Origin of the sequence: Pseudofrankia asymbiotica, assembly GCF_001983105.1 — a bacterium.
In the GTDB taxonomy this organism is placed as follows: Bacteria; Actinomycetota; Actinomycetes; order Frankiales; family Frankiaceae; genus Pseudofrankia; species Pseudofrankia asymbiotica.
On sequence record NZ_MOMC01000060.1, the window covers coordinates 63,098 to 82,570 of the forward strand.

General features: G+C 70.6%; 11 protein-coding genes and 1 pseudogene. 8 read left to right on the forward strand and 4 right to left on the reverse strand.

Annotated elements, in window-relative coordinates:
• The first annotated feature begins 269 nt into the window (after positions 1-269).
• Positions 270-2,036 (forward strand): Ig-like domain-containing protein, encoded by a 1,767-nt coding sequence (locus BL253_RS28165; RefSeq protein ID WP_081438770.1) that lies wholly within the window; start codon positions 270-272, stop codon positions 2,034-2,036.
• Positions 2,037-2,196: 160 nt separating this feature from the next.
• Positions 2,197-2,874 (forward strand): class I SAM-dependent methyltransferase, encoded by a 678-nt coding sequence (locus BL253_RS28170; RefSeq protein ID WP_158230434.1) that lies wholly within the window; start codon positions 2,197-2,199, stop codon positions 2,872-2,874.
• 73 nt (positions 2,875-2,947) lie between these two features.
• Here the strand turns inward: BL253_RS28170 and BL253_RS41910 are convergent, their stop codons facing one another.
• Together BL253_RS41910 and BL253_RS42505 are read right to left on the reverse strand one after the other, a co-directional pair.
• Positions 2,948-4,006 (reverse strand): MvdC/MvdD family ATP grasp protein, encoded by a 1,059-nt coding sequence (locus BL253_RS41910; protein ID WP_158230435.1) that lies wholly within the window; start codon positions 4,004-4,006, stop codon positions 2,948-2,950.
• Between the two features lie 174 nt (positions 4,007-4,180).
• Positions 4,181-4,321, reverse strand: a complete 141-nt coding sequence (locus tag BL253_RS42505; RefSeq protein WP_158230436.1) for a hypothetical protein — start codon at positions 4,319-4,321, stop codon at positions 4,181-4,183.
• Positions 4,322-5,025: 704 nt separating this feature from the next.
• On the opposite strand from BL253_RS42505, the gene BL253_RS28185 reads away from it, so the two are divergent.
• From BL253_RS28185 to rph, 4 genes are all read left to right on the forward strand, one after another.
• Positions 5,026-6,432 (forward strand): esterase/lipase family protein, encoded by a 1,407-nt coding sequence (locus BL253_RS28185; protein WP_158230437.1) that lies wholly within the window; start codon positions 5,026-5,028, stop codon positions 6,430-6,432.
• Complete coding sequence (locus BL253_RS28190; RefSeq protein WP_131831597.1) at positions 6,429-12,002, forward strand: NACHT and WD repeat domain-containing protein; 5,574 nt, start codon at positions 6,429-6,431, stop codon at positions 12,000-12,002. The genes BL253_RS28185 and BL253_RS28190 overlap by 4 nt, the downstream gene beginning before the upstream one ends.
• Before the next feature lie 10 nt (positions 12,003-12,012).
• A complete protein-coding gene (locus BL253_RS28195) occupies positions 12,013-12,393 on the forward strand; it encodes a hypothetical protein (RefSeq protein WP_076820330.1) in 381 nt (126 codons plus the stop codon).
• 250 nt (positions 12,394-12,643) lie between these two features.
• On the forward strand, positions 12,644-15,286 hold the full coding sequence (rph, locus tag BL253_RS28200) for a rifamycin-inactivating phosphotransferase (RefSeq protein WP_241835228.1): 2,643 nt from the start codon (positions 12,644-12,646) through the stop codon (positions 15,284-15,286).
• Between the two features lie 35 nt (positions 15,287-15,321).
• On the opposite strand, the gene BL253_RS28205 is transcribed toward rph, so the two are convergent.
• Positions 15,322-16,824 carry a DEAD/DEAH box helicase gene (locus BL253_RS28205; protein ID WP_081438773.1) on the reverse strand — a complete coding sequence of 501 codons (1,503 nt, stop codon included), beginning with the start codon at positions 16,822-16,824 and terminating at the stop codon, positions 15,322-15,324.
• 278 nt (positions 16,825-17,102) lie between these two features.
• On the reverse strand, positions 17,103-17,915 hold the full coding sequence (locus BL253_RS28210) for a TetR/AcrR family transcriptional regulator (protein WP_198946428.1): 813 nt from the start codon (positions 17,913-17,915) through the stop codon (positions 17,103-17,105).
• 98 nt (positions 17,916-18,013) lie between these two features.
• Between BL253_RS28210 and BL253_RS28215 the strand changes: the two genes are divergently transcribed.
• Positions 18,014-19,072, forward strand: coding sequence for a hypothetical protein (locus tag BL253_RS28215; protein WP_198946429.1), 1,059 nt, complete (start codon positions 18,014-18,016; stop codon positions 19,070-19,072).
• Between the two features lie 56 nt (positions 19,073-19,128).
• A pseudogene (locus BL253_RS28220) lies at positions 19,129-19,473 on the forward strand (hypothetical protein); the annotation flags it as partial.

Consider the following 19,473-nt stretch of genomic DNA (forward strand, 5'->3'; position numbering starts at 1 on the left):
GCCCGGCGTCACATGGGGATCTGGTGAGCCCGGAAGTGATGTCCACTGGGCCGCGGCTAGGCTGAGGACCGGCTCCAAGTCGTCACCGGGGGGCGGCGCCGGCTGGTTATCCAGCCGTGGCGCCGGACCTCGCGCGCCCCCGGTGTCCGGCACACCCGCCCGTGTTTCCCGGGAGTACATCGCAAATGGCGCCCACCTCGCCCAACGATCATGCGTCCGGGGACCTCGAACCAGACCCGCCCCGCGGGCCCGATTCGCCGCCGACACCTGTGCACGACCAGCCGGCGGCCGACGTCCCCGACGAGCCCCACGCCGGGGAGGAGCCTGGCCACTCTCCCCGAGGTGACGATGGCCCCGCCGACCGGCCCGCGACGGACGGCCCCGGCGGCCCGGCGGACGGCCCCGACGGCCCGGCGGCCGACTCGGCCAGCGTGACGCGCCAGCCGGGTGGCTCAGGCGGATGGCGTGGCCTTGGCGCCCGACTCGCCGGACTGCTCGACAGCCGTCCCCGCAAGGTCGGGGCGGCGGTCGCCGCGCTGCTGGTCGTCGTGATCCTGGCCGTGGTGTTCGCCGGTGGAGGTGGGAACGACAACGGCGGCGAGAACGGCGACCTCGTCTCCGCCGACGCCGGCCCGGTGCCCGACGCGTCGGCGCTGCTCCCCGATGCCGACGCCAATCCCGACGCCGACCCAGCGCCTGACGCGTCGGCCCGGCCCGCCGTGACCAGGAGCCCGAAGCCGATCGGCAAGTGGACCCTGATGGTGGGCGACCGGCGGATGGACGACATGACGTTGGCCGCCGGCGTCGAAGTGTCCCTGGCGGCCGGCACGTCCTCGCTGGACGGGGTCGAGCGGGTCCGGTTCTCGCTGGACGGCAAGACCGTGCTCACCGACCGGGACTCGCCGTTCACCGTCCGGCTGGACCAGCTCTCCAACGGCGATCATGTGCTGTCCGCCCGGGTGCGGCTGGACTACGACCCGGCGGCCGCCACCGTCGAGCCCGTTAGCGGCTCCGGCAACCCCAATGTCATCGAGGCGGACTTCAGGGTCGGCGATGGCGACGGCGACGGCGCGACGAGTCCCGGCCAGGCGCCGGCCGTCGCACCGCCGCCGGCCGCGGTGACCTCGGTCCCGCCCGCGCCGAAGCCGCTTCGCACCGTCAAGGTGTCCACCAGCGGCGAGCTGACCTCCGCGTTGGCGGCCGCCAAGCCCGGCGACCTGATCCAGCTCGCCGACGGCGTCTACAAGGGAAACTTCGTCGGCGATCGGCCCGGCACCGCGGCGGCCCCGGTCACGGTGCGCGGCTCGCGTGGCGCCGTCATCGACGGCGGAGACGTGAAGAAGGGCTACGTCTTCCACCTGGACGGCGCCAACTACTGGCGGCTCGAGGGGTTCACCATCCGCAACGGGCAGAAGGGCCTGATGGTCGACCAGACCAACCACGCCGTGATCCATCAGCTGGCTGTCACGCAGATCGGTCACGAGGCGGTTCACCTTCGTAACTTCTCCAGTGACAACCTCGTGGCGGGAGTCACCGTCAACGGTACCGGACGGGACAACGAGGGCTTTGGCGAGGCGATCTACGTCGGCACCGCCGAGTCGAACTGGGAGAAGTTCTCCGGCGGCCGGCCCGACAACTCCGACCGCAACCAGATCATCGGCAACACCCTGAGCGGCTTCACCGCCGAGGGCGTGGACATCAAGGAAGGGACGACGGGAGGCGTCATCGCCGGTAACAGCATCGACGGGTCGGCGATCACCGGTGCCAACTATGCCGACTCGTGGATCGACCTGAAAGGCAATGGCTGGCGGGTCGAGAAGAACTCCGGCGTGAACAGCCCGCTGGATGGGATTCAGACGCACGTCGTGGTCGACGGCTGGGGAACCGGGAACCTTATCACCGGCAACACCCTGGACCTGCGCGGACCCGGTTACGGCGTCAACATTCACAAGCCCGACGACACCGACAACGTCGTCTCCTGTTCCAACGTCGTCAAGAACGCCGCCAGTGGTCCGTACAACGTGGGCTGCTCCTGACGGAGCGAGACGGGACGGAGCGAGACGGCGACAACGGGCGACTGGTCGCCGCCGTCCCGTTCGCCCAGGCTGTCCTCGGCTTCGCGTCGACGCATGTCCTGGTCGACCGCTTCTCCTGGGTATTCCGGAACGATCCAGGAAGGCGCCGCGTTCACTCGGTGTGGACGAAGCAGTGGGCAGCGGGCCCGGCGCGATAACCAACGACGGGTGTCCGGTCGAGTTCTATGCGCTCCTGCCGGCGTTCGGCGAAGCGGAGATCGTGGATGCCGCCATCCCCCGCGGCGCCTCGGTCCTTGAGCTGGGTTGCGGCACCGGCCGGATCCTGAGACCGCTGGCGGCATTGGGCCACTCGGTGACCGGAGTTGACGACTCACCGGACATGCTGGCTCTAAGCTCGGACCTGACGACGGTGTGTTCGCCTATCCAGTCGCTCGAGCTGAACCGCAGGTTCGACGCGGTACTGCTGACCGGCGGCCTCCTCAACGTCGATCCCGCCCTGCGCCAGCGTTTCGTCGCCGCCGTGCGAAGGCATCTCGACAACGATGGCACCGCCGTCTTCCAGTACTACACGCGTGAGCTACTCAGGACATTCGAAAGGGCTGAGCCGGTCTGGGACGATCCCGCCGGCTTCCGGCGCGTCATCCGCGCGGCCAGCTGGAACCCGCCCTGTATGCGCTTCGAGATCGAGTACCAGAGCGGCGACTCGGTCTGGACCCACGCATGGACCAGCTATCAGATCAGTGACGAGGAGCTGGCCGGCGATCTCGCCGCGGCGGACCTGAGGTTCGGCGGCTGGCTCACTGACGACCGGACGTGGTTCGTCGCCCGACCCGTCTGACCTCGCGCCARCAACCGAGCTCGTGGCCCCTTCACGTCCTTAGCGGGCTCTGAGGCCCCAGCCCCGTCCGCGGTCACAGGCGACCAGCAAGCCCATTCGCCGTCTCCCCCCGCGGCCTATCGACCAGCGATTCGCCACTCGGCGGAGAACTCTCGCCGCCGGCACCCGCGAGAAACATCGCGAGGGAGCGCGCGATGGGAGCACCAGTGTAGTACTCGACGAATGAGAAGATGCCTCGAGGATTTATTTCCAGAAAAACCGGGGTTCCGTCGGGCCTGATACGCAGGTCGACCGCACCGTACGCCAGCCCGAGACGGCTCCGCAACCGCTGGAGCTTACCAAGAAGTCCAGCCTCAAGGTTGTGGGCGGTCATTCTTACGGTTTGGTCGAGCCTCCAGTCGAGCCGGCTGCCCCCTTCCTGGCTATGGATTGCGCAGGAGAAGGCAAGGTCGCCGACCAGGGTGACACGAACATCAATCTCGGCCGGAACCAGCTCCTGGAACAGGGTGGCGGTCCGAGGAGATCTCGTCAGCACATCGATATCATCCTCGCCGACCTGGCGAGTCACCACCGATTCCCTTATGAACCTGGTCGAAATGCTGTGCACCGCCTTGGAGACCACCAGGCCGGAGTTCTCGTGCCAGAAGTCCCGCAACGCGGCGGCGTCGGTCGAAACAAGCGTACGCGGCACCACGAGGCCAGCGGCCCGCGCTTCCGCGAGCTGGTGTAGCTTGTGATTGGCGACCATATCAGCGGCCGGATGATTGACCCATCGAGCGGTCGTCGGGAAAAGGCCACCCAGGAGCAGTGCCTCTGCTTCCGCACGGTCGAATCGCTGGAATTTTTTGTCCAGCTCAGGGTTTTCCTCAAAAAATTGCCCCGCGAGACTCCCGTCGGCCTGACGGACAACCGCCGGGCGGCACAGAATGCCACCGATCTCCGCTGGAACGACGGTGCGGTCCCCAAGCCGGAGAACAGATTCACCAGAATCCGGGACGGACAGCTCGATCAACCGACCAGTTCGCAACCAGGTCTCGTCGACAAAGACGACGCCCTGTCCATGAAGGCAGTCAGCAACGGCTTTCAGCTCTGCGTCCCGAGTGCCACCCAGCAATACCACGAGAGGTTTCATCTGCACACTGCCATGCGAAAGATCCGCCCGTCCCCCGTCTGGTACTTCGAGATCCGTTCCTGAACCGCGGCGGTCAGAGCCGGCCGCCTGAGGCAGCCTCGCGTCCGTGCGGGCACCAGCCGGCACAAACAAGCCGGCGCCCACACGCGACCATCGGCTCCGGTACGAGAATTYTTACGGCTCGGCGAACAACAGGGTGCTCACCTTGATCTCCGCCTCGGACAAGCCGACTCCGAGAAGCGCCCGATCGGCGTACTCCTGAGGTGTGATCAGACCAGCCCTGCCATCTGGGTGAGCCTCCGCGGGAAGCTTCACGCTCACTGGTTCGGCGATCGCCATGACGAATGGTACTCCCGTGCTTTTCACCTGATGCCTCCCCGAGCATCTCGGCCTTGCCAGTGATCTGATCGTGACATCCTCCGCGCCGATGTACAAGGGCTGGTAAACATTCTCTCCCTACGAGGCYGAGAGCGTGTCGATCGGACAGCCGGTTACCGCGGCGTGGTGTCACAGGGCAGCGATGTTCTGGAGTCTGCCAGGCACAGGAAGCCGATGGACGGTGCTTCGGAGGGTTGCCCGTTGCCTATCTGGGGGCGATTCTCGCGAGGTGACACCCCGCGTCCGATGGGCCATTGCCAACCGCCTGTGGACCGCGGTATCTGAATGAGGCGCCGCGGGTGCTGACCGAGCTGGAGCGGGCGATGCTGGTCGCCCCCGCGAAGACGTGCGTGGTCCAGGACGGCGCGCTGGTCCTGATCGACCGGGCGCGATGGCCTCGAAGCGCGATCGGCCCTACTATCCGGGAAAACAGGTTGTACACGGTGAACGCGCAGATCGCCGCCGACCCGGCGGGCCGGCAGATCCGAGCCTCACCGTCCGGGCAGAGGCCCGTCAGGGCGTCGTCGCCGCCACCAGTCACGACCCGCGACCGAGTTCGAGGATCGGACAACGATGCTGTCTTTGGAGCAGCGGTCCCGGCGAACACGGGCCGGCCTTTCCTGGACGAACGGTGCCTGCCCATGAGCGGGGGCGAGCCACGCTCGGCGGACGCGGTCGTGGTCGTGCCCGGGATCATGGGCAGTGAACTGGTTGAGGCCGAGTCGGGGCGGGTCTTGTGGGGGTTGCGCGATCCAGGATGGTACGTGTCCGCGTGGACGTCGGGGCGGTCGCTGAAGGACCTGGCAGTGACCGAGGACGAGCGGGCGGGCCGGTATGAGCGGGTGCGGGCGACCCGGCTGCTGACGTTCGCGGCGTTCGCGCCGGTGCTTGGCGGGTTCGAGCCGTATCGGCGGCTGTCGAGGACGATGGTCGCGGACCTTTTTCACCCCGCCGCCGTGCTGGAGTTCGCCTATGACTGGCGGCTTCCCGTGGATCACAACGCCCACCTGCTGGCGAACGCGGCGCAGCGGCATCTCGCGGCCTGGCGCAGACACCCGGCATGCGATGAGACGCTGCGCCGCCGGGCCGTCGATGGGGACGTTCGGCTGGTGCTCGTGGCGCATTCCATGGGTGGGCTGGTAACCCGCAAGGCGTGTGCGGACGCCGGGTTCGCCGGCCTGGTGCGAAAGGTGGTGACGCTCGGGACGCCGTTTTTCGGCGCACCGAAGGCGGTCCTGATGATGGGATCTGGCCGGGGCTTTCCCCTGCCTCGCGCGCGGTTGCGATCGCTGGCCCGGGCGCTGCCCGGGGTCTACGACCTTCTCCCGGGCTATCGATGTGTCCGCGATGGGATCGGGGCGCGACGGCTCACCGTGCCCGACGTCACCTCCATCGGAGGTGACGCCGATCTGGCGGCCGAGGCGTTCTCGCGTCGGGCGACGATCCCGGACCGGCGTCTGCCGGGACATACGCAGGTCGTGGGCGCCTTTCAGCCGACCGTGCAGGCGGTCACGATCGAGGCGGGCCAGGCCACCGGTCACCGTTACACGATCCTTCCACCGGACGGGGGTGCCGGCCGGACGGCGGATCTGGGCGGGGACGGGACGGTCCCCCGGGAGTCGGCCGAGTCGCCGGGGCCTGGCGCGGTGCCGCTCGCGCAGTCGCATGGGGCCCTGGCCGCCAGTGAGGACGCCATGGTGGTGGTACGGGACACGCTGGACGGCCTGCGGAGCGGGCCATGGCAGGGTGCGAGTGAGCTGGGCCTGGACGCACCCGATGTCATCGCGGCGGGGAGGCCGTTCACCGTCGAGATCACTGGTGCCGGGCGGACCGGTAGGGCGTCATGCTCGGTCTTCGACGCGGGTACCGGGCTGCGAGTCGCCACGCCGGTCCCGCGGCCTGGTGGTGAGGCGTTGATGGGCGAGGTGGAGTCGTTGCCGCCGGGACTGTTCTGGATCCAGGCTGACGGTGGCGGCCGGTCGCAGGTGCGGCGGATGGTCATGAGCTTCGACCCGGCGGTGGGTGATCCGGACGGTGGCGGGGAATGACGGGTGAGGAGCACGGCGGATCGGATCCGCCAGCCGGGCCGAGGCCGGCCGGAGCGCCGCGGGTGCAGGTCTTCGACGTGGCGATCGGGCACTACCGCGATCGCGCCGCGTGGGAGGACCTGGACGTGGCGACGGAGGCCGGCCGGGTGATCGACCTCCTCGCCGCGTTCGGCGGGACGGCCGACCCGTGGGCCGCGCCCGCGATGGAACGCGGAGCCGAGGCGGTCGAGCGGCGGCTGCTGGACTGGGCCAGCTCCGCCAGCCTGCCGCGGACCCCCCTGAACAGCGTCCTGTACTGGGCCGGGCATGGCTGGTCGGACGGCTTCGGCGCCTGGCTGGCCCACCGCGACACGCCCTGGCCGCCCGGGGTCTCCGGTGTGACACCCGGGCAGCTCGCGCACGCGATCCGGGCGCGGCAGGCCGCGATTCGGATCCGGACGCAGGACAGCGAGGCCGCCGGGCAGGGGTGGGCACTGGTAGTGATCGACGCCTGCCGGTCGCAGCACTTCGCCCAACTCGTCGCGAAGGAGCTGYTGGATCACGACCCGCCCTCGGGCGCGGTCCTGCTGATGAGCGTGTCCGGCAACGGCGGCACGGTGCTGGGCCGCTTTGGTGGCGCGTTGCGGGCGGCCCTGGACGCGACGTACTCGGCCAGCGAGCGAATACCGCTGGCCGATCTGGGCCATCAGCTGCGCCGTCGCCTCCCGGAGTGTTTCATTTTCCCCTTCGGGAACATCGAAGACGCGGAGCTGGTCCACGTGTTTCCGCCGGCCGCGTCCTGGGTCTCCGCACCGTTGGCCGAGATACGCCATCTTGAAGAGGTCATCGACGACCTCACTCCGGATGAGCGGATCCATTTCCTGACAAAAGCCCTCGCCTTCGAGCACGGAGAGACGTCCTGGTTCTTCGAAGGCCGGGAAGCCGAGCTCACGCGGATCAGCGGTTGGCTACGTCAGGCCGGCTCGGGAATGCTCGTCGTGACCGGCCGGGCCGGGTCGGGAAAGTCGGCGTTGCTCGGCARTGTGCTGATGCGATCACTGCCCGCGCTGCGTGACGCGCTGGCTCGCCGGGGACTGGTCACCRCCGCCGCGCCGGACACCGAAAGCGTTCCAGAGTCGGTGTTCGACGCGATAGTCCACCTCAGCGGGCTGGACCTCGCCCAGGTTACGGCCCGAGTGGCCACGGCGGCCGGGGTCGGTCCGCTGCCCTCACGCACCAGCCCCGGGGCCGGTGTGGCCGGCGATCTTGACTTCCTCGCCGATCGGCTCGCGAGCCGGGCTGGGCCGTTCACCGTCCTGGCCGACGCGCTCGACGAGTCCCTGGATCCGCTGGACATCGCCCGGTCATTGCTGGCCCGCGTCGCCGCGCTCCCCGAGGTCCGTGTCCTCGTCGGCACGCGAGCCTCGACCCGGGAGACGGTCGGCGCGCCGGCCGGTGACGTGGACCTGCTCGACGCGCTCGACGCTCGCGCGACTCAGCCCGGCGAACCTGGTGATGCCGGTCGTGGTGGGCGCCGCTTCGGCCAGGGCGAAGTGATCACCTTGGGCCAGGACCACGAAGCCGTTCGCCACTACGTCACCGGCAGGCTGCGGGCGGCACGTGATCACGGCATGGCCGGTCGCGGCGTCCCTCACATGGGGGAGGTCACCGATGCGGACATCGCCCGCGCGGCGGCTGAGGTGGCGGAGCGAGCGGAAGAATTCCTCTTCGCCCGCCTGGCGGTCTATKAGTTGATCGCCGACCCGCGGCTGCTGATCCCCGGCATGACCCGCTCCCGACATCAGCTGTTGGCGGGAAGGCATCACGACCTGTTCGGCCGTGCCCTGCGCCGCCTGGCCGATCATGACGACCGTTACCCCGACCTCATGCGGGCGCTCGCCCTGGCCCGCGGCCGCGGCGTCCCGGAAGCCGACGGCATCTGGGCGGCCATGGCCGGCGGCCTTGCCCTCGGCCCCGCTCCCCCGGCCGGCTCCGCGTCGGAGGTGGACTCCGATGGCGACGCGGCCTGGGCGGCGGCGATCACCGGACTGCTCGCTCAGGCGGGTGCCTACATCACCGCCGACTCGCCCGCTGCCCGAGCGGAAGCGTCGGAGGCGTCGGAGGCGTCGGAGGCGTCGGAGGCGTCGGAGGCGGGCACGATCTACCGCCTCGCGCACCGCACCTTCGCCGAGTATTTCGAGAACCGGCCTCTGGCCGGGCACGACGGGAGCGACCCACGCGGGCTCGCGGCCCGCGCCCTGCTGGAGCTAGCCGCCAGTCCGCCCTGGCCGAACCATCTCCCGGGCTACCTCGCCGAGCACCTGTCGGGGCACGTCGCCGACGCGGGCCTGTGGGACGACCTGGCCGCCAGGCCCCGGGTGCTCGACCGCCTCGACCCTGGCGMGGTGACCAGTGACGCGATTCGTACCCTGTTCGGCCGCCGTTCCGTCCCACCGCCGGTCGCCGGTGTGCTCGGCGCCCGCGACGCCCTGGTCGGTGTCGGACCGGGCGACCGGCCGGGGCTGCGCCAGCTCGCCACGACCATCCACAGTCGACAGCGGGTCATCGACGAGCCCGCCGTGGGGTGGGGTGTCGCCGCCGCCGACGCGGGCAGTGCCACCATCCATGTCCGGCTGAACGGTCACACCGCTTCGGCGCGCAGGGTATGCGGAGTCAACCTCGCCAACGGCCGAACGGTGCTCGCCTCCGCCGCGGACGACGGCACCATCAGGCTCTGGGATCCATCCACCGCCACCCCCGTGGGCGAGCCCATGACCGGGCACCTCGGCACCGTCGAGAGCATCTGCGCATTGGTCACGGCCGCCGGGCAGACGCTGCTGGCCAGCGCTGGGAGTGACGGGACGGTCCGGTTGTGGGACCCGGGCACCGGTCAGCCGGTGGGCGCGCCGATGACCGGTCACACGGGCTCGGCCTACGGTGTCTGCGTGGTGCCGGGCGAGTCCCCGCTGCTGGCCAGCGCCGGGGACGACGGCACCGTCCGGCTGTGGGACCCGGCCACGGGCCAGGCGGCGGGCGCGCCGCTAGCCGGTCACACCAGCGCCGTCCTGGGTGTGTGCGCGGTGCCGGGCGAGTCCCCGCTGCTGGCCAGCGCCGGAACCGACGGCACCATCCGGCTGTGGGACCCGGCCACCGGCCGGCCGGTCGGTTCGCCCATGGCCAGTCATGGGGGCTCCGTCGTGGATGTGTGCGCGGTGCCGGGCGAGTCCCCGCTGCTGGCCAGCACCTCGACCGACGGCACCATCCGGCTGTGGGACCCGGCCACGGGCCGGCCGGTCGGTTCGCCCATGGCCGGTCACACCGGCACCGTCCACGTGGTGTGCGCCGTGCCGGGCGAGTCCTTGCTGCTGGCCAGCGCCGGGGACGACGGCACCGTCCGGCTGTGGGACCCGGCCACGGGCCAGGCGGCGGGCGCGCCGCTGACCGGTCACGACGGTGCCGTCATGCATGTGTGCGCCATGCCTGGGGGCATGCCGCTGCTGGCCAGCGCCGGGGCGGACGGAACGGTCCGGCTGTGGGATCTGGCCACCGACCAGCCGTCCAGCCCGCGGCTGGCGGATCGCGCTCCCCCCGTCCTCGGGGTGTGTGTGCTGCCTGGGGACCCGCCGCTGCTGGCCAGCGCCGGGATCGACGGCACGATCCAGGTATGGGACCCCGCGACCGGCCTGCCGGTCGGGCCGCCGCTCACCGGTCACGTGGGCTCCGCCTACGGTGTCTGCGCGATACCCAGCGAGCCGCCACTGCTGGCCAGCGCTGGATCTGACCGMACGGTTCGGGTGTGGGACCCCGCGACCGGCCTGCCGGTCGGGCCGCCGCTCACCGGTCACACGGGCTCCACCTACGGTGTCTGCGCGATACCCAGCGAGCCGCCACTGCTGGCCAGCGCCTCGACCGACGGCACCATCCGGCTGTGGGACCCGGCCACCGGCCCGCGGACCACCCCGCCCCTGACCGGTCACACGTGGGCCGTCCTGGCGGTATGCGCGGTACCGGGCGACCCGCCGCTGCTGGCCAGCGCCGGGATCGACGGCACGATCCGGTTGTGGGACCCGGCCGCCGGCCTGCGGACCGGCGCGCCCCTGACCGGTCACGCGGGCGCCGTCCTGGCGGTATGCGCGGTACCGGGCGACCCGCCGCTGCTGGCCAGCGCCGGGAACGATGGGACCGTCCGGCTGTGGGAACCGGCCACCGGCCTGCGGACCGCCCCGCCCCTGACCGGTCACGCGGGCGCCGTCATGGGGGTGAGCGTCGTGCCCGGGGACCCGCCGCTGCTGGCCAGCGCCGGGAACGATGGGACCGTCCGGCTGTGGAACCCGGCCACCGGCCGCGCGGTAGGCCCACCTCTTGTCGGCCACACCGGCCCGGTCCAGGGTGTGTGCGGTGTGCCGGGCCCATCGCCGACGCTCGCCAGCGTCGGGCGTGACGGGACTGTGCGCCTGTGGGACGCGGTCACCGGGCGAGCTGTGGGGCGGCCACTGGTGCGGACACCGCGGGCGGCCGTCGGCCTGGCGTCCCGCACCGACGCGGTCTCGAGTGCCGTCATCGTGAACGGTGACGGCACGGTGCGAGGTTGGTCATCCGCCACCGCGGCCAGCCTCCCGGTGGCCGCTCCACCCGGGGTGTCGGCGATCGCGCCGTTGGGCACCACAGATCGCTTCAGTCTGCTCACCGGTGACACCGGTGGCCAGGTCCACCACTGCGACCCGGCCGCCGGCTGGGTCGGGCCGCCGCTGCGGGTGAGCCGCCGGGCCGTGCTGGCCCTGTGTCCGATCGCCGAGACGCCCCTGGTCACGCGCGTGGCCGTCGCGGACGGGTCCGGAGCCGTCACCATCATCACGATCAGCGACGACTCGCGCGTCACCCTCGGGCCTGTTCTGAACCGCTACCCGCGACCGGTCCGGGCCTTGTGCACCGTGGCCCGCCCTGACGGTGGGGCGCTCCTCGCGGTCGCCTCCGGTGCCACCATCAGCGTCTGGGACGTGACCCCCCTCGCGGTCGATCCATCCGCTGACGCATCGGGCAACAGCGTGCACGGCGCCCGCGAGACCGGCGCGCTGGTCGGCCACGATGACGTCATCTGGTCGATGGCAGCCGTGCCTGCCCGGCCAGGATCACCAGCCCATGTCGCCTCGGCCAGCGCCGATGGGACGGTCCGCCTCTGGGACCCGGTGTCCGGCCGACAGGTGGCTGATCCCTTGATCGGGCATGAGGGGCAGGTCATGACCGTCATCACCGCGGCCAGGCCCGACGGCCGCGTCATCCTGGTCTCCGGGGACGTCAACGGCACAGTTCGGCTGTGGAACGCCACGACCGGTACGTCGGGCGCGATCGTTCCGCTCGGCGTTCCGGTTCATGCTCTGCTCCAGCAGCGGCCTGACCCTCGGTCGCTGGAGCGCACCGGCGGTGGTGCGACCATCCTGGTGGGAGTTGGCACAGGCGTGCTCGCGCTGGACCTGCACCACGATCTGTTCGAACCGATTGGTGGAACCGGCTCCGGAGTCGACAGTGGTCAGCTGGCGGACGTTGCCGATATGGCGCCGCGCGAGGTACGCGCCAGGCACCGATCCCGCTGAGGGGTGAGGGGTGCACGACAACCTGTACTCGACCGTCGCGCAGGTGCTGCCGGTCCTTCTCCTCGCGATGATGTGGGACTCGACCTACCTGATCCGCCTGCGGCACCAGCACCGCCCGTCGCGCCGGCACGACCCGGTCGATGGCTTTCGCTGGACCAAGCCCCGGGTGCGGGTCTACGTCCTGACCATCACCTGCGTGGTGATGGCCGACCTGCTGCTCAGCATCGCCGTTCTCGCCGGCATCGTCCCGGACGTCCTGGGAGTGCGGATCGCGTCTGTCGCGGGCGTGGTGGTCGGACTCGGCAGCCTCCTGGTCCGCGTCTGGTTCGACGTCCTGGAGGCGACCGGTACGACGCCACCAGCCCCGCCAGCGGGGCCACCCGGTCCCTGAATCTCCGGCTCGCCCGACCGGATCCCGCTACCGCCGGAATGTGGTCCGAATGCGGTCCATTCAGCGGGCTCCACCAAGGGCGAGAGCCACAAGACAAAGATCAAAAAATAAAGATCAAAAAGAAAGACAAGGAGTTCCCACTCCCTGCCACTCTTAACGTATAGCAGACCGGGGGGCTTGCCGCAAGACCCGGATCGTGCCGCAGAATCACCGGCCGGACCAGGAACGGACGAGGACATGGGGGCACGACGTGCGGGTGTTGTTGTCGACCTATGCGGGACGCGGTGACGTCGCGATGAGCGAGCAGTACGTGTTGGGCCTTCAGGAGGTTGACGAGACGCAGGTCGCGGTCGTTGGTGGCAAGGGCGCCCACCTGGGGGCGCTGTCGCGGATCGACGGCATCCGCGTGCCGGCTGGCTTTTGCGTGACGACGGCCGCCTTCCGGCGGATCATGGCGGAAGCGCCCTCGATCGACGACCGACTCGAGCAGTTGTCGTGCCTGAACCCGGACGATCAGGAAGCGATCCGCACGCTCAGCGCGGAGATCCGCCGGACCGTCGAAGGGATCGCCATCCCGGGCGATCTCGCGGCGGCGATCACCCGCGCGCTCGCCCAGCTCGGCGAGCAGGCCGCGTACGCCGTCCGATCCAGCGCGACGGCGGAGGACCTGCCGACGGCATCCTTCGCCGGCCAGCAGGACACGTACCTGAACGTCGTGGGGCCGGCGGCGATCCTCCGGCACGTCAGCCGGTGCTGGGCCTCGCTGTTCACCGGGCGGGCCGTTACCTACCGCCAGCGCAACGGCATCGACCACCGCGCGGTCCGCATGGCCGTGGTCGTGCAGCGGATGTTCTTCCCGCACGCGGCCGGCGTCCTGTTCACCGCCGACCCCGTCACGTCCAACCGGAAGGTCTCCTCCGTGGAGGCCAGCTTCGGCCTCGGCGAGGCTCTGGTCTCCGGCCTGGTGAACCCGGACGTCTACAAGGTGCGCGACGACGAGATCGTCGCCAGGGCGGTCGGCGCCAAGCAGCTCGCCATCCACGCCTCGCCGGCGGGCGGGACCCGGGAACAGGYGATCGACCCGGAGCTGCGGGAGCGGCCGGCGCTGACGGACGCGCAGGTCATGCGGCTCGCGCGKCTCGGCCGGCGGATCGAGGCGCACTTCGGCCGCCCTCAGGACATCGAGTGGTGCCTGGTCGACGACGGCTTCCACATCGTCCAGAGCCGGCCGATCACCACCCTGTTCCCCATCCCCGAGACCGGCGACCAGGAGAACCACATCTATGTCTCCGTCGGCTATCAGCAGATGATGACCGACGCCATGAAGCCCCTGGGGCTCTCCTTCTGGCAGATGACGACCCCCGCGCCCATGGCCGAGGCCGGCGGCCGCCTGTTCGTCGACATCACCCAGCGGCTGGCCTCGCCGGCGAGCCGCGCCGTCCTCCTGGAGCTCATGGGGAAATCCGATCCGCTGACCGGGGACGCGCTGCGGACCGTCCTCGACCGCGACGGCTTCATCCGGCCGCTGCCTGACGAGGGTCCCCCCGGGCCACTGTTCGGTGGCGCGTCAGCGCCGATCGAGACCGATCCGGCCATCGTCACCGAGCTGATCGGGCACAGCGAGGCGTCCATCGCCGCGTCGGAACGCGACATCCGGACGAAGTCGGGAGTGGCGCTGCTCGACTTCATCCGGGCGGACATCCAGGAGCTGCGGCGGATCTTGTTCGATCCGCGCAGCCATCAGGTGTTCATGTCGGCGATGGAGGCCACGTGGTGGCTCAACGAGCGGCTGGAGGCATGGCTGGGCGAGAAGAACGCGGCGGACACGCTCACGCGGTCCGTGCCCCACAACATCACGTCGGAGATGGGGCTGGCGCTGCTCGACGTCGCCGACGTGATCCGTCCGCATCCGGACGTGGTGGCGTTTCTACGGCATGTCGAGGACGAGGGCTTTCTGGACGAGCTGCCCAGGCTCGCGGGCGGGCGGGAAGCGCGAGACGCGATAGGGGCCTGGCTCGACAGGTATGGCATGCGCTGCGTCGGCGAGATCGACATCACGCGGCCGCGTTGGAGTGAACGCCCCTCCACGCTCGTGCCCCTGATCCTCGGCAACATCAGGAACTTCGAGCCGGGAGCCGGCGAGCGGCGCTTCGAGCAGGGGCGGCAGGAGGCGTCGAAGAAGGAGCAGGAGCTACTGGAGCGCCTGCGCGCCCTGCCGGACGGGGAGGGCAGGGCCGACGAGACGAAGCGAATGATCGACCTGGTCCGGACCTTCATCGGGTACCGGGAGTATCCGAAGTACGGCATGGTCAGCCGCTACTTCGTGTACAAGCGGGCCCTGTTGGACGAAGCCGAGCGCCTAGTGCAGGCCCACGTGCTTCTTGAGAAGGAGGACATCTTCTATCTCACGTTCCAGGAACTTCACGACGTCGTGCGCACGAACCGCGTGGATGACCAGCTCATCGGCCGGCGCAAGGACGCCTTCAGGTCGTATCAGACGCTCACGCCGCCCCGGGTGCTCACGTCGGACGGCGAGGCCGTCGCCGGGGCGTACCGACGCGACGGCGCGCCGGCCGGCGCGCTGATCGGCCTACCGGTCTCCGCCGGGACCGTCGAAGGGCGGGCCCGCGTCATCCTGGACATGGCGCGGGCCGATCTCGAACCGGGCGACATCCTCGTCACCGCCCACACGGACCCCAGCTGGACGCCCCTCTTCGTCGCCGTCGCGGGCCTGGTGACGGAGGTCGGAGGACTGATGACGCACGGCGCGGTGATCGCACGGGAGTACGGGCTGCCGGCCGTCGTCGGTGTGTTGGACGCGACCCGGCTGATCCTCGACGGGCAGCGGATCCGCGTGCACGGAACCGACGGGTACGTCGAGATCCTGCCCTGACCGATCACTCCCCCGACCGGTCGCGACCGGTCTGGTCAGCGGCCGCGACGTGCGCTGAACGCCGCGGCGCTGTGGGTCGGGCGCGATCCGGACCCCTGGGCGGGCGACCCGCCAGCCTGGCGATCGGGTGAGCCGGCACGCGTCGTGGCCGTGGTCGACCGGGAGGCCGTAGCCGACCGGGAGGCCGTGGCCGTGGCCGTGGCCGACCGAGACCCGGTGGCCGCGGCCGGTCGAGCCGCTGTGGCCCGCCCGGCGCCTCGGCTCTGGTTGCCGGCCTGTCGGCGTCCGCGTCGTCTGCCCGCTCGGGGTGTCGACTCGGTTCCCCGGTCTTCGCCAGCCGGCTGGCGCTGGGCCGGGATGGCTCTGGTCTGCGCCTGGACCGCGGTCACGGGGCTGGTCAGCGACCGGGTGCCGGGGGCGAGCGCGGCGAGCAGCGGGTGATCGGCGGATGCCACCCGGGTGGTCGTCGGCTTGATGCCGGCGGCGCGGGCCAGTTGCGTGACCTCGCGCAGCTGCTCCGTGGTCGCCAGCGTGACGACGGTGCCGCTGTTGCCGGCGCGCGCGGTGCGCCCGGAACGGTGCAGGTAGGCCTTGTGGTCGGCCGGCGGATCGGCGTGGATCACGAGGGCCACGTTGTCGACATGGATGCCGCGGGCCGCGATGTCCGTGGCGACCAGCGCCGTGGCCCGGTCGGTCTGGAAGTCGTCGAGGTTGCGGGTACGGGCGTTCTGGCTCAGGTTGCCGTGCAGTTCGACCGTGGGCACGCCGGCGCGGTTGAGCTGGCGGGCCAGCGCCTTGGCGCCGTGCTTGGTGCGGGTGAACACGACCGTGCGGCCCGGGGCGCTGGACAGGTCGACGAGCACGGGAAGGCGGCTGTCCCGCTCGACGTGCAGGACGTGGTGCGTCATGGTGCCCACCGGGGACTGGGCCGAGTCGGCCTCGTGTACCGCGGGTTTGCTGAGGTACTGGCGCACCAGGGTGTCGATGGCCTTGTCCAGGGTGGCCGAGAACAGCATGCGCTGCCCGCCGGCCGGGGTCTGACCGATCAGCCGACGTACCGCGGGAAGGAACCCCAGGTCAGCCATGTGGTCGGCCTCGTCCAGCACGGTGATCTTCACGTGGGCCAGCGAGCAGTGCCCCTGATCGAGGAGATCCTCGAGGCGGCCGGGGCAGGCCACGACGATGTCGACGCCGCGCCGGATGGCGGCCACCTGCGGGTTCTGACCGACGCCGCCGAACACGGTGCACGAGGTGAGGCCGGCCGCGGCGGCCAGCGGTCGCAGCGCCGTGTCGATCTGCGCCGCGAGCTCGCGGGTGGGTGCCAGAACCAGCGCGCGCGGAGCCCCGGCCCGAGCCCGGGGCCCGCCGGACAGTCGCGCGACCACGGGTATGAGGAACGCCAGCGTCTTGCCGGACCCCGTGCGGCCGCGGCCCAGGACGTCACGCCCGGCGAGCGCGTCCGGCAGTGTCGCCCGCTGGATGGGGGTGGGGGTCTCGATGGCGAGACCGGCGAGAACGTCGGCCAGCCGCGCGGGCACGCCGAGATCGGTAAACGAAGACAAAGAAAATCACTATCTGTGTGGATGTCCCGCCGACAACCAGGGACCCGAGGGTCTCGACCGGTTACGCGCGGAGCGGAGGCCCGATGCCAGGAAGCGGATGCTGAGAAACCGCTGCCTGGACTCGGGTGCTGCGACGCACGGACAACTCGCGGCAGGAGCTCGACGAGCTGATGGGGCAAGCATAGCTGGTCCACGCGCGGCACCCGCGCTGACCAGCGTGTGAGTCGGCACGCTCCCAGGCGGATCGGGCGGGTCTAGCCGTCGGCGGCGACGGCGCGGACGAAGTTCTCGGCGAGGATCACGCAGGCCCGGTCGAGTTCCGGGGCCTCGAGGCGCGGTGTCCGCGCCGCGAACGGGCGGAGCAGGACATGGACGACGAGCGGCGCGATCATCTGCTGTAGCAGCAGGACGCTGGGGATGTCGCGGATCCTGCCAGCGTGGATCTGGATGACCAGCCAGTCGCGGACCCTGAACAGGGGTGAGAGCGGAAGAATCCCTGTGATCATCTCGGCGGCCGCGGGATCGTGGGGGTGGGTCAGGATCGCGGCGAGGACCGCCGGCATGATCGCCGGTTCGCGGGTCAGCCCTCGGGCGAGCTGGCGATAGATCTCGGTCACGGCGGCGGTCAGGTCGGGGCCGAGGCTGGCGTCGTCGAGATCCAGGGTCGGACGATAGCGCTTGAAGATCGCCTGAAGCAGGCCGAGCCTGCCGCCGAACACGGCGTACAGGCTGTAGACGGAGCAGTCCGCGGCCGACGCGACGGCCTCGAGGGTCAACGCACCCAGTCCCTGCTCGGCRACGAGGCGGCCGCCCGCCTCAATGGCCCGCTGACGCACCGGTGGCTGACCGCCCGGATCGACCCCGGCCGCCCGTACCGCGTCGTCCAGCGGACCGCGCGTGCCGCCCAGCCGGCGCAGCAGCGTGGTCCGGGAGATCCCCGCTCTCCGCGCGATCTCGACGACTGAGACCTCGGCCACATCCTTGCCGAGATCGGCAGAAGCCTGGATCGCCACGTCCACGAGGTCCGCCGGGATCCGGGTGGCCTCCGCCGCCTGCCCTCCACTCACCCTTCCAGCATACCGCCGTGGACTCAGGAACCTAGCTACACGTAACCTGCACCCGAGTACCAGCCAACACGCCACCCCTGTCGAGAGGAACCATCCGCATGACGACTCCAGCGCTCTCCACGCAGCGCAGCCGGATGGCCATGCTCGGCGCCCTGGTCCTCGGCCTGACCGTCGTCGTCATGGCGATGCTGGCCGCCTTCTCCCTCCCCGCCGTCCACGGCGAGCCCCGGCACGTGCCCCTGGGTGTCACCGGACCCCAGCGGGCCCTCGACGTGACCCGCGCCGGCCTCGCCGGCGACGCATGGGACGTCGAGGTCTACGGCGACCGGGCCGCGCTCGCCGCGGCCGTCAAGGGCCATGAGATCTCCGGCGGCTTCGCCCTGGGGCCCGACGGGATCGACGTGTACACGGCCAGCGCCGGTGGAACCCCGGTCGCCACCGCCATCTCCGCCGCGGGCAGCGCCCTCGCCGAGAGGCAGCGGACGACAGCCGACGTCCACGACCTCGTCGCCTTCCCCTCGGACGACCCTCGGGGCGCCGGCTTCGGCGCGGTGACACTGCCGATGATGTTCGCCGGGATCCTTCCCGCCGTCATGCTCATCCGGCTGTTCCCAGGGTCGGCCAACCTGCGCCTGCGCATCGCGGGCGCGTTCGGCTTCGCCCTGGCCGCGGGAGCCGCCCTCACCGCCTTCCTCCAGTACGGCGCCGGCTCACTGGCCGGCGACTACTGGAGATCCGCGGCCGGACTGGCCCTGGGCATGGCGGCGGTGTCGATCACCGCTCTGGGCCTCGACACACTGCTGGGCTACGCGGGCGTCATGATCATGATGGCTCTGACGATATTCCTCGGCAACCCGCTCTCCGGCCTGTCGACCGGACCGCACTGGCTCCCCGACGGATGGTCGACCCTGGGACAGCTCCTTCCCCTGGGCGCCTCCGGCAGCCTCCTGCGCGCCACCGCCTTCTTCGACGGCGCGGGAGCGGCATTCCCCGTTCTCGTCCTCGCCGGATGGATCGTGTTCGGACTGACCCTCGTCCTCATCGCCGCGCACCGCCCGTCGCGGCAGGCCCGCCGCGACGCGGGCGAGATCGAGAACATCCGGGACGCCAACCCCGGCGACACGTGGCCGACCGAGGTCCAGCGGGCCCCGGTCTAGTACGGCAGCAACAGTGATCGCTCTGTGGTCTCTACCCAATCGGTCGGCGTGGTGCGATGCGCGACGCGGCCGCTGCGTGTTCTCCGTACTTTGTGAAGAGAATCGAAGAATTCGCAGCGACCGCTTCCGTGAGCATAGCGACGGTGGACGTCGGGGTGTGGGAGGTCGCGTTGGACGAGTTGCTGGCCCGTGTCGCTGCCAGCCTTGGTGGCGAACAACCGCGCAGGCAGGCCGAGGCGTACGCGCGTGGTCTTCTGTCGTCGAAGGAACGGAAGAACGGGTGGACGCTCGCCGAGTACATCCACGACGCCGGTCCACAGAAGACGCAGCGTCTTCTCAACGAGTACTCGTGGAATGAGAACGGGGTTAGGGACGTGATCCGGTCCTACGCTCTCGAGCAC

Excerpts from the sequence above, each read along its gene's own strand:
- BL253_RS41910 (WP_158230435.1), bottom strand. The coding sequence starts at position 4,006 with ATGAAACCTCTCGTGGTATTGCTGGGTGGCACTCGGGACGCAGAGCTG.
- BL253_RS28215 (WP_198946429.1), top strand. The coding sequence starts at position 18,014 with ATGACGACTCCAGCGCTCTCCACGCAGCGCAGCCGGATGGCCATGCTC.
- BL253_RS28185 (WP_158230437.1), top strand. The coding sequence starts at position 5,026 with ATGAGCGGGGGCGAGCCACGCTCGGCGGACGCGGTCGTGGTCGTGCCC.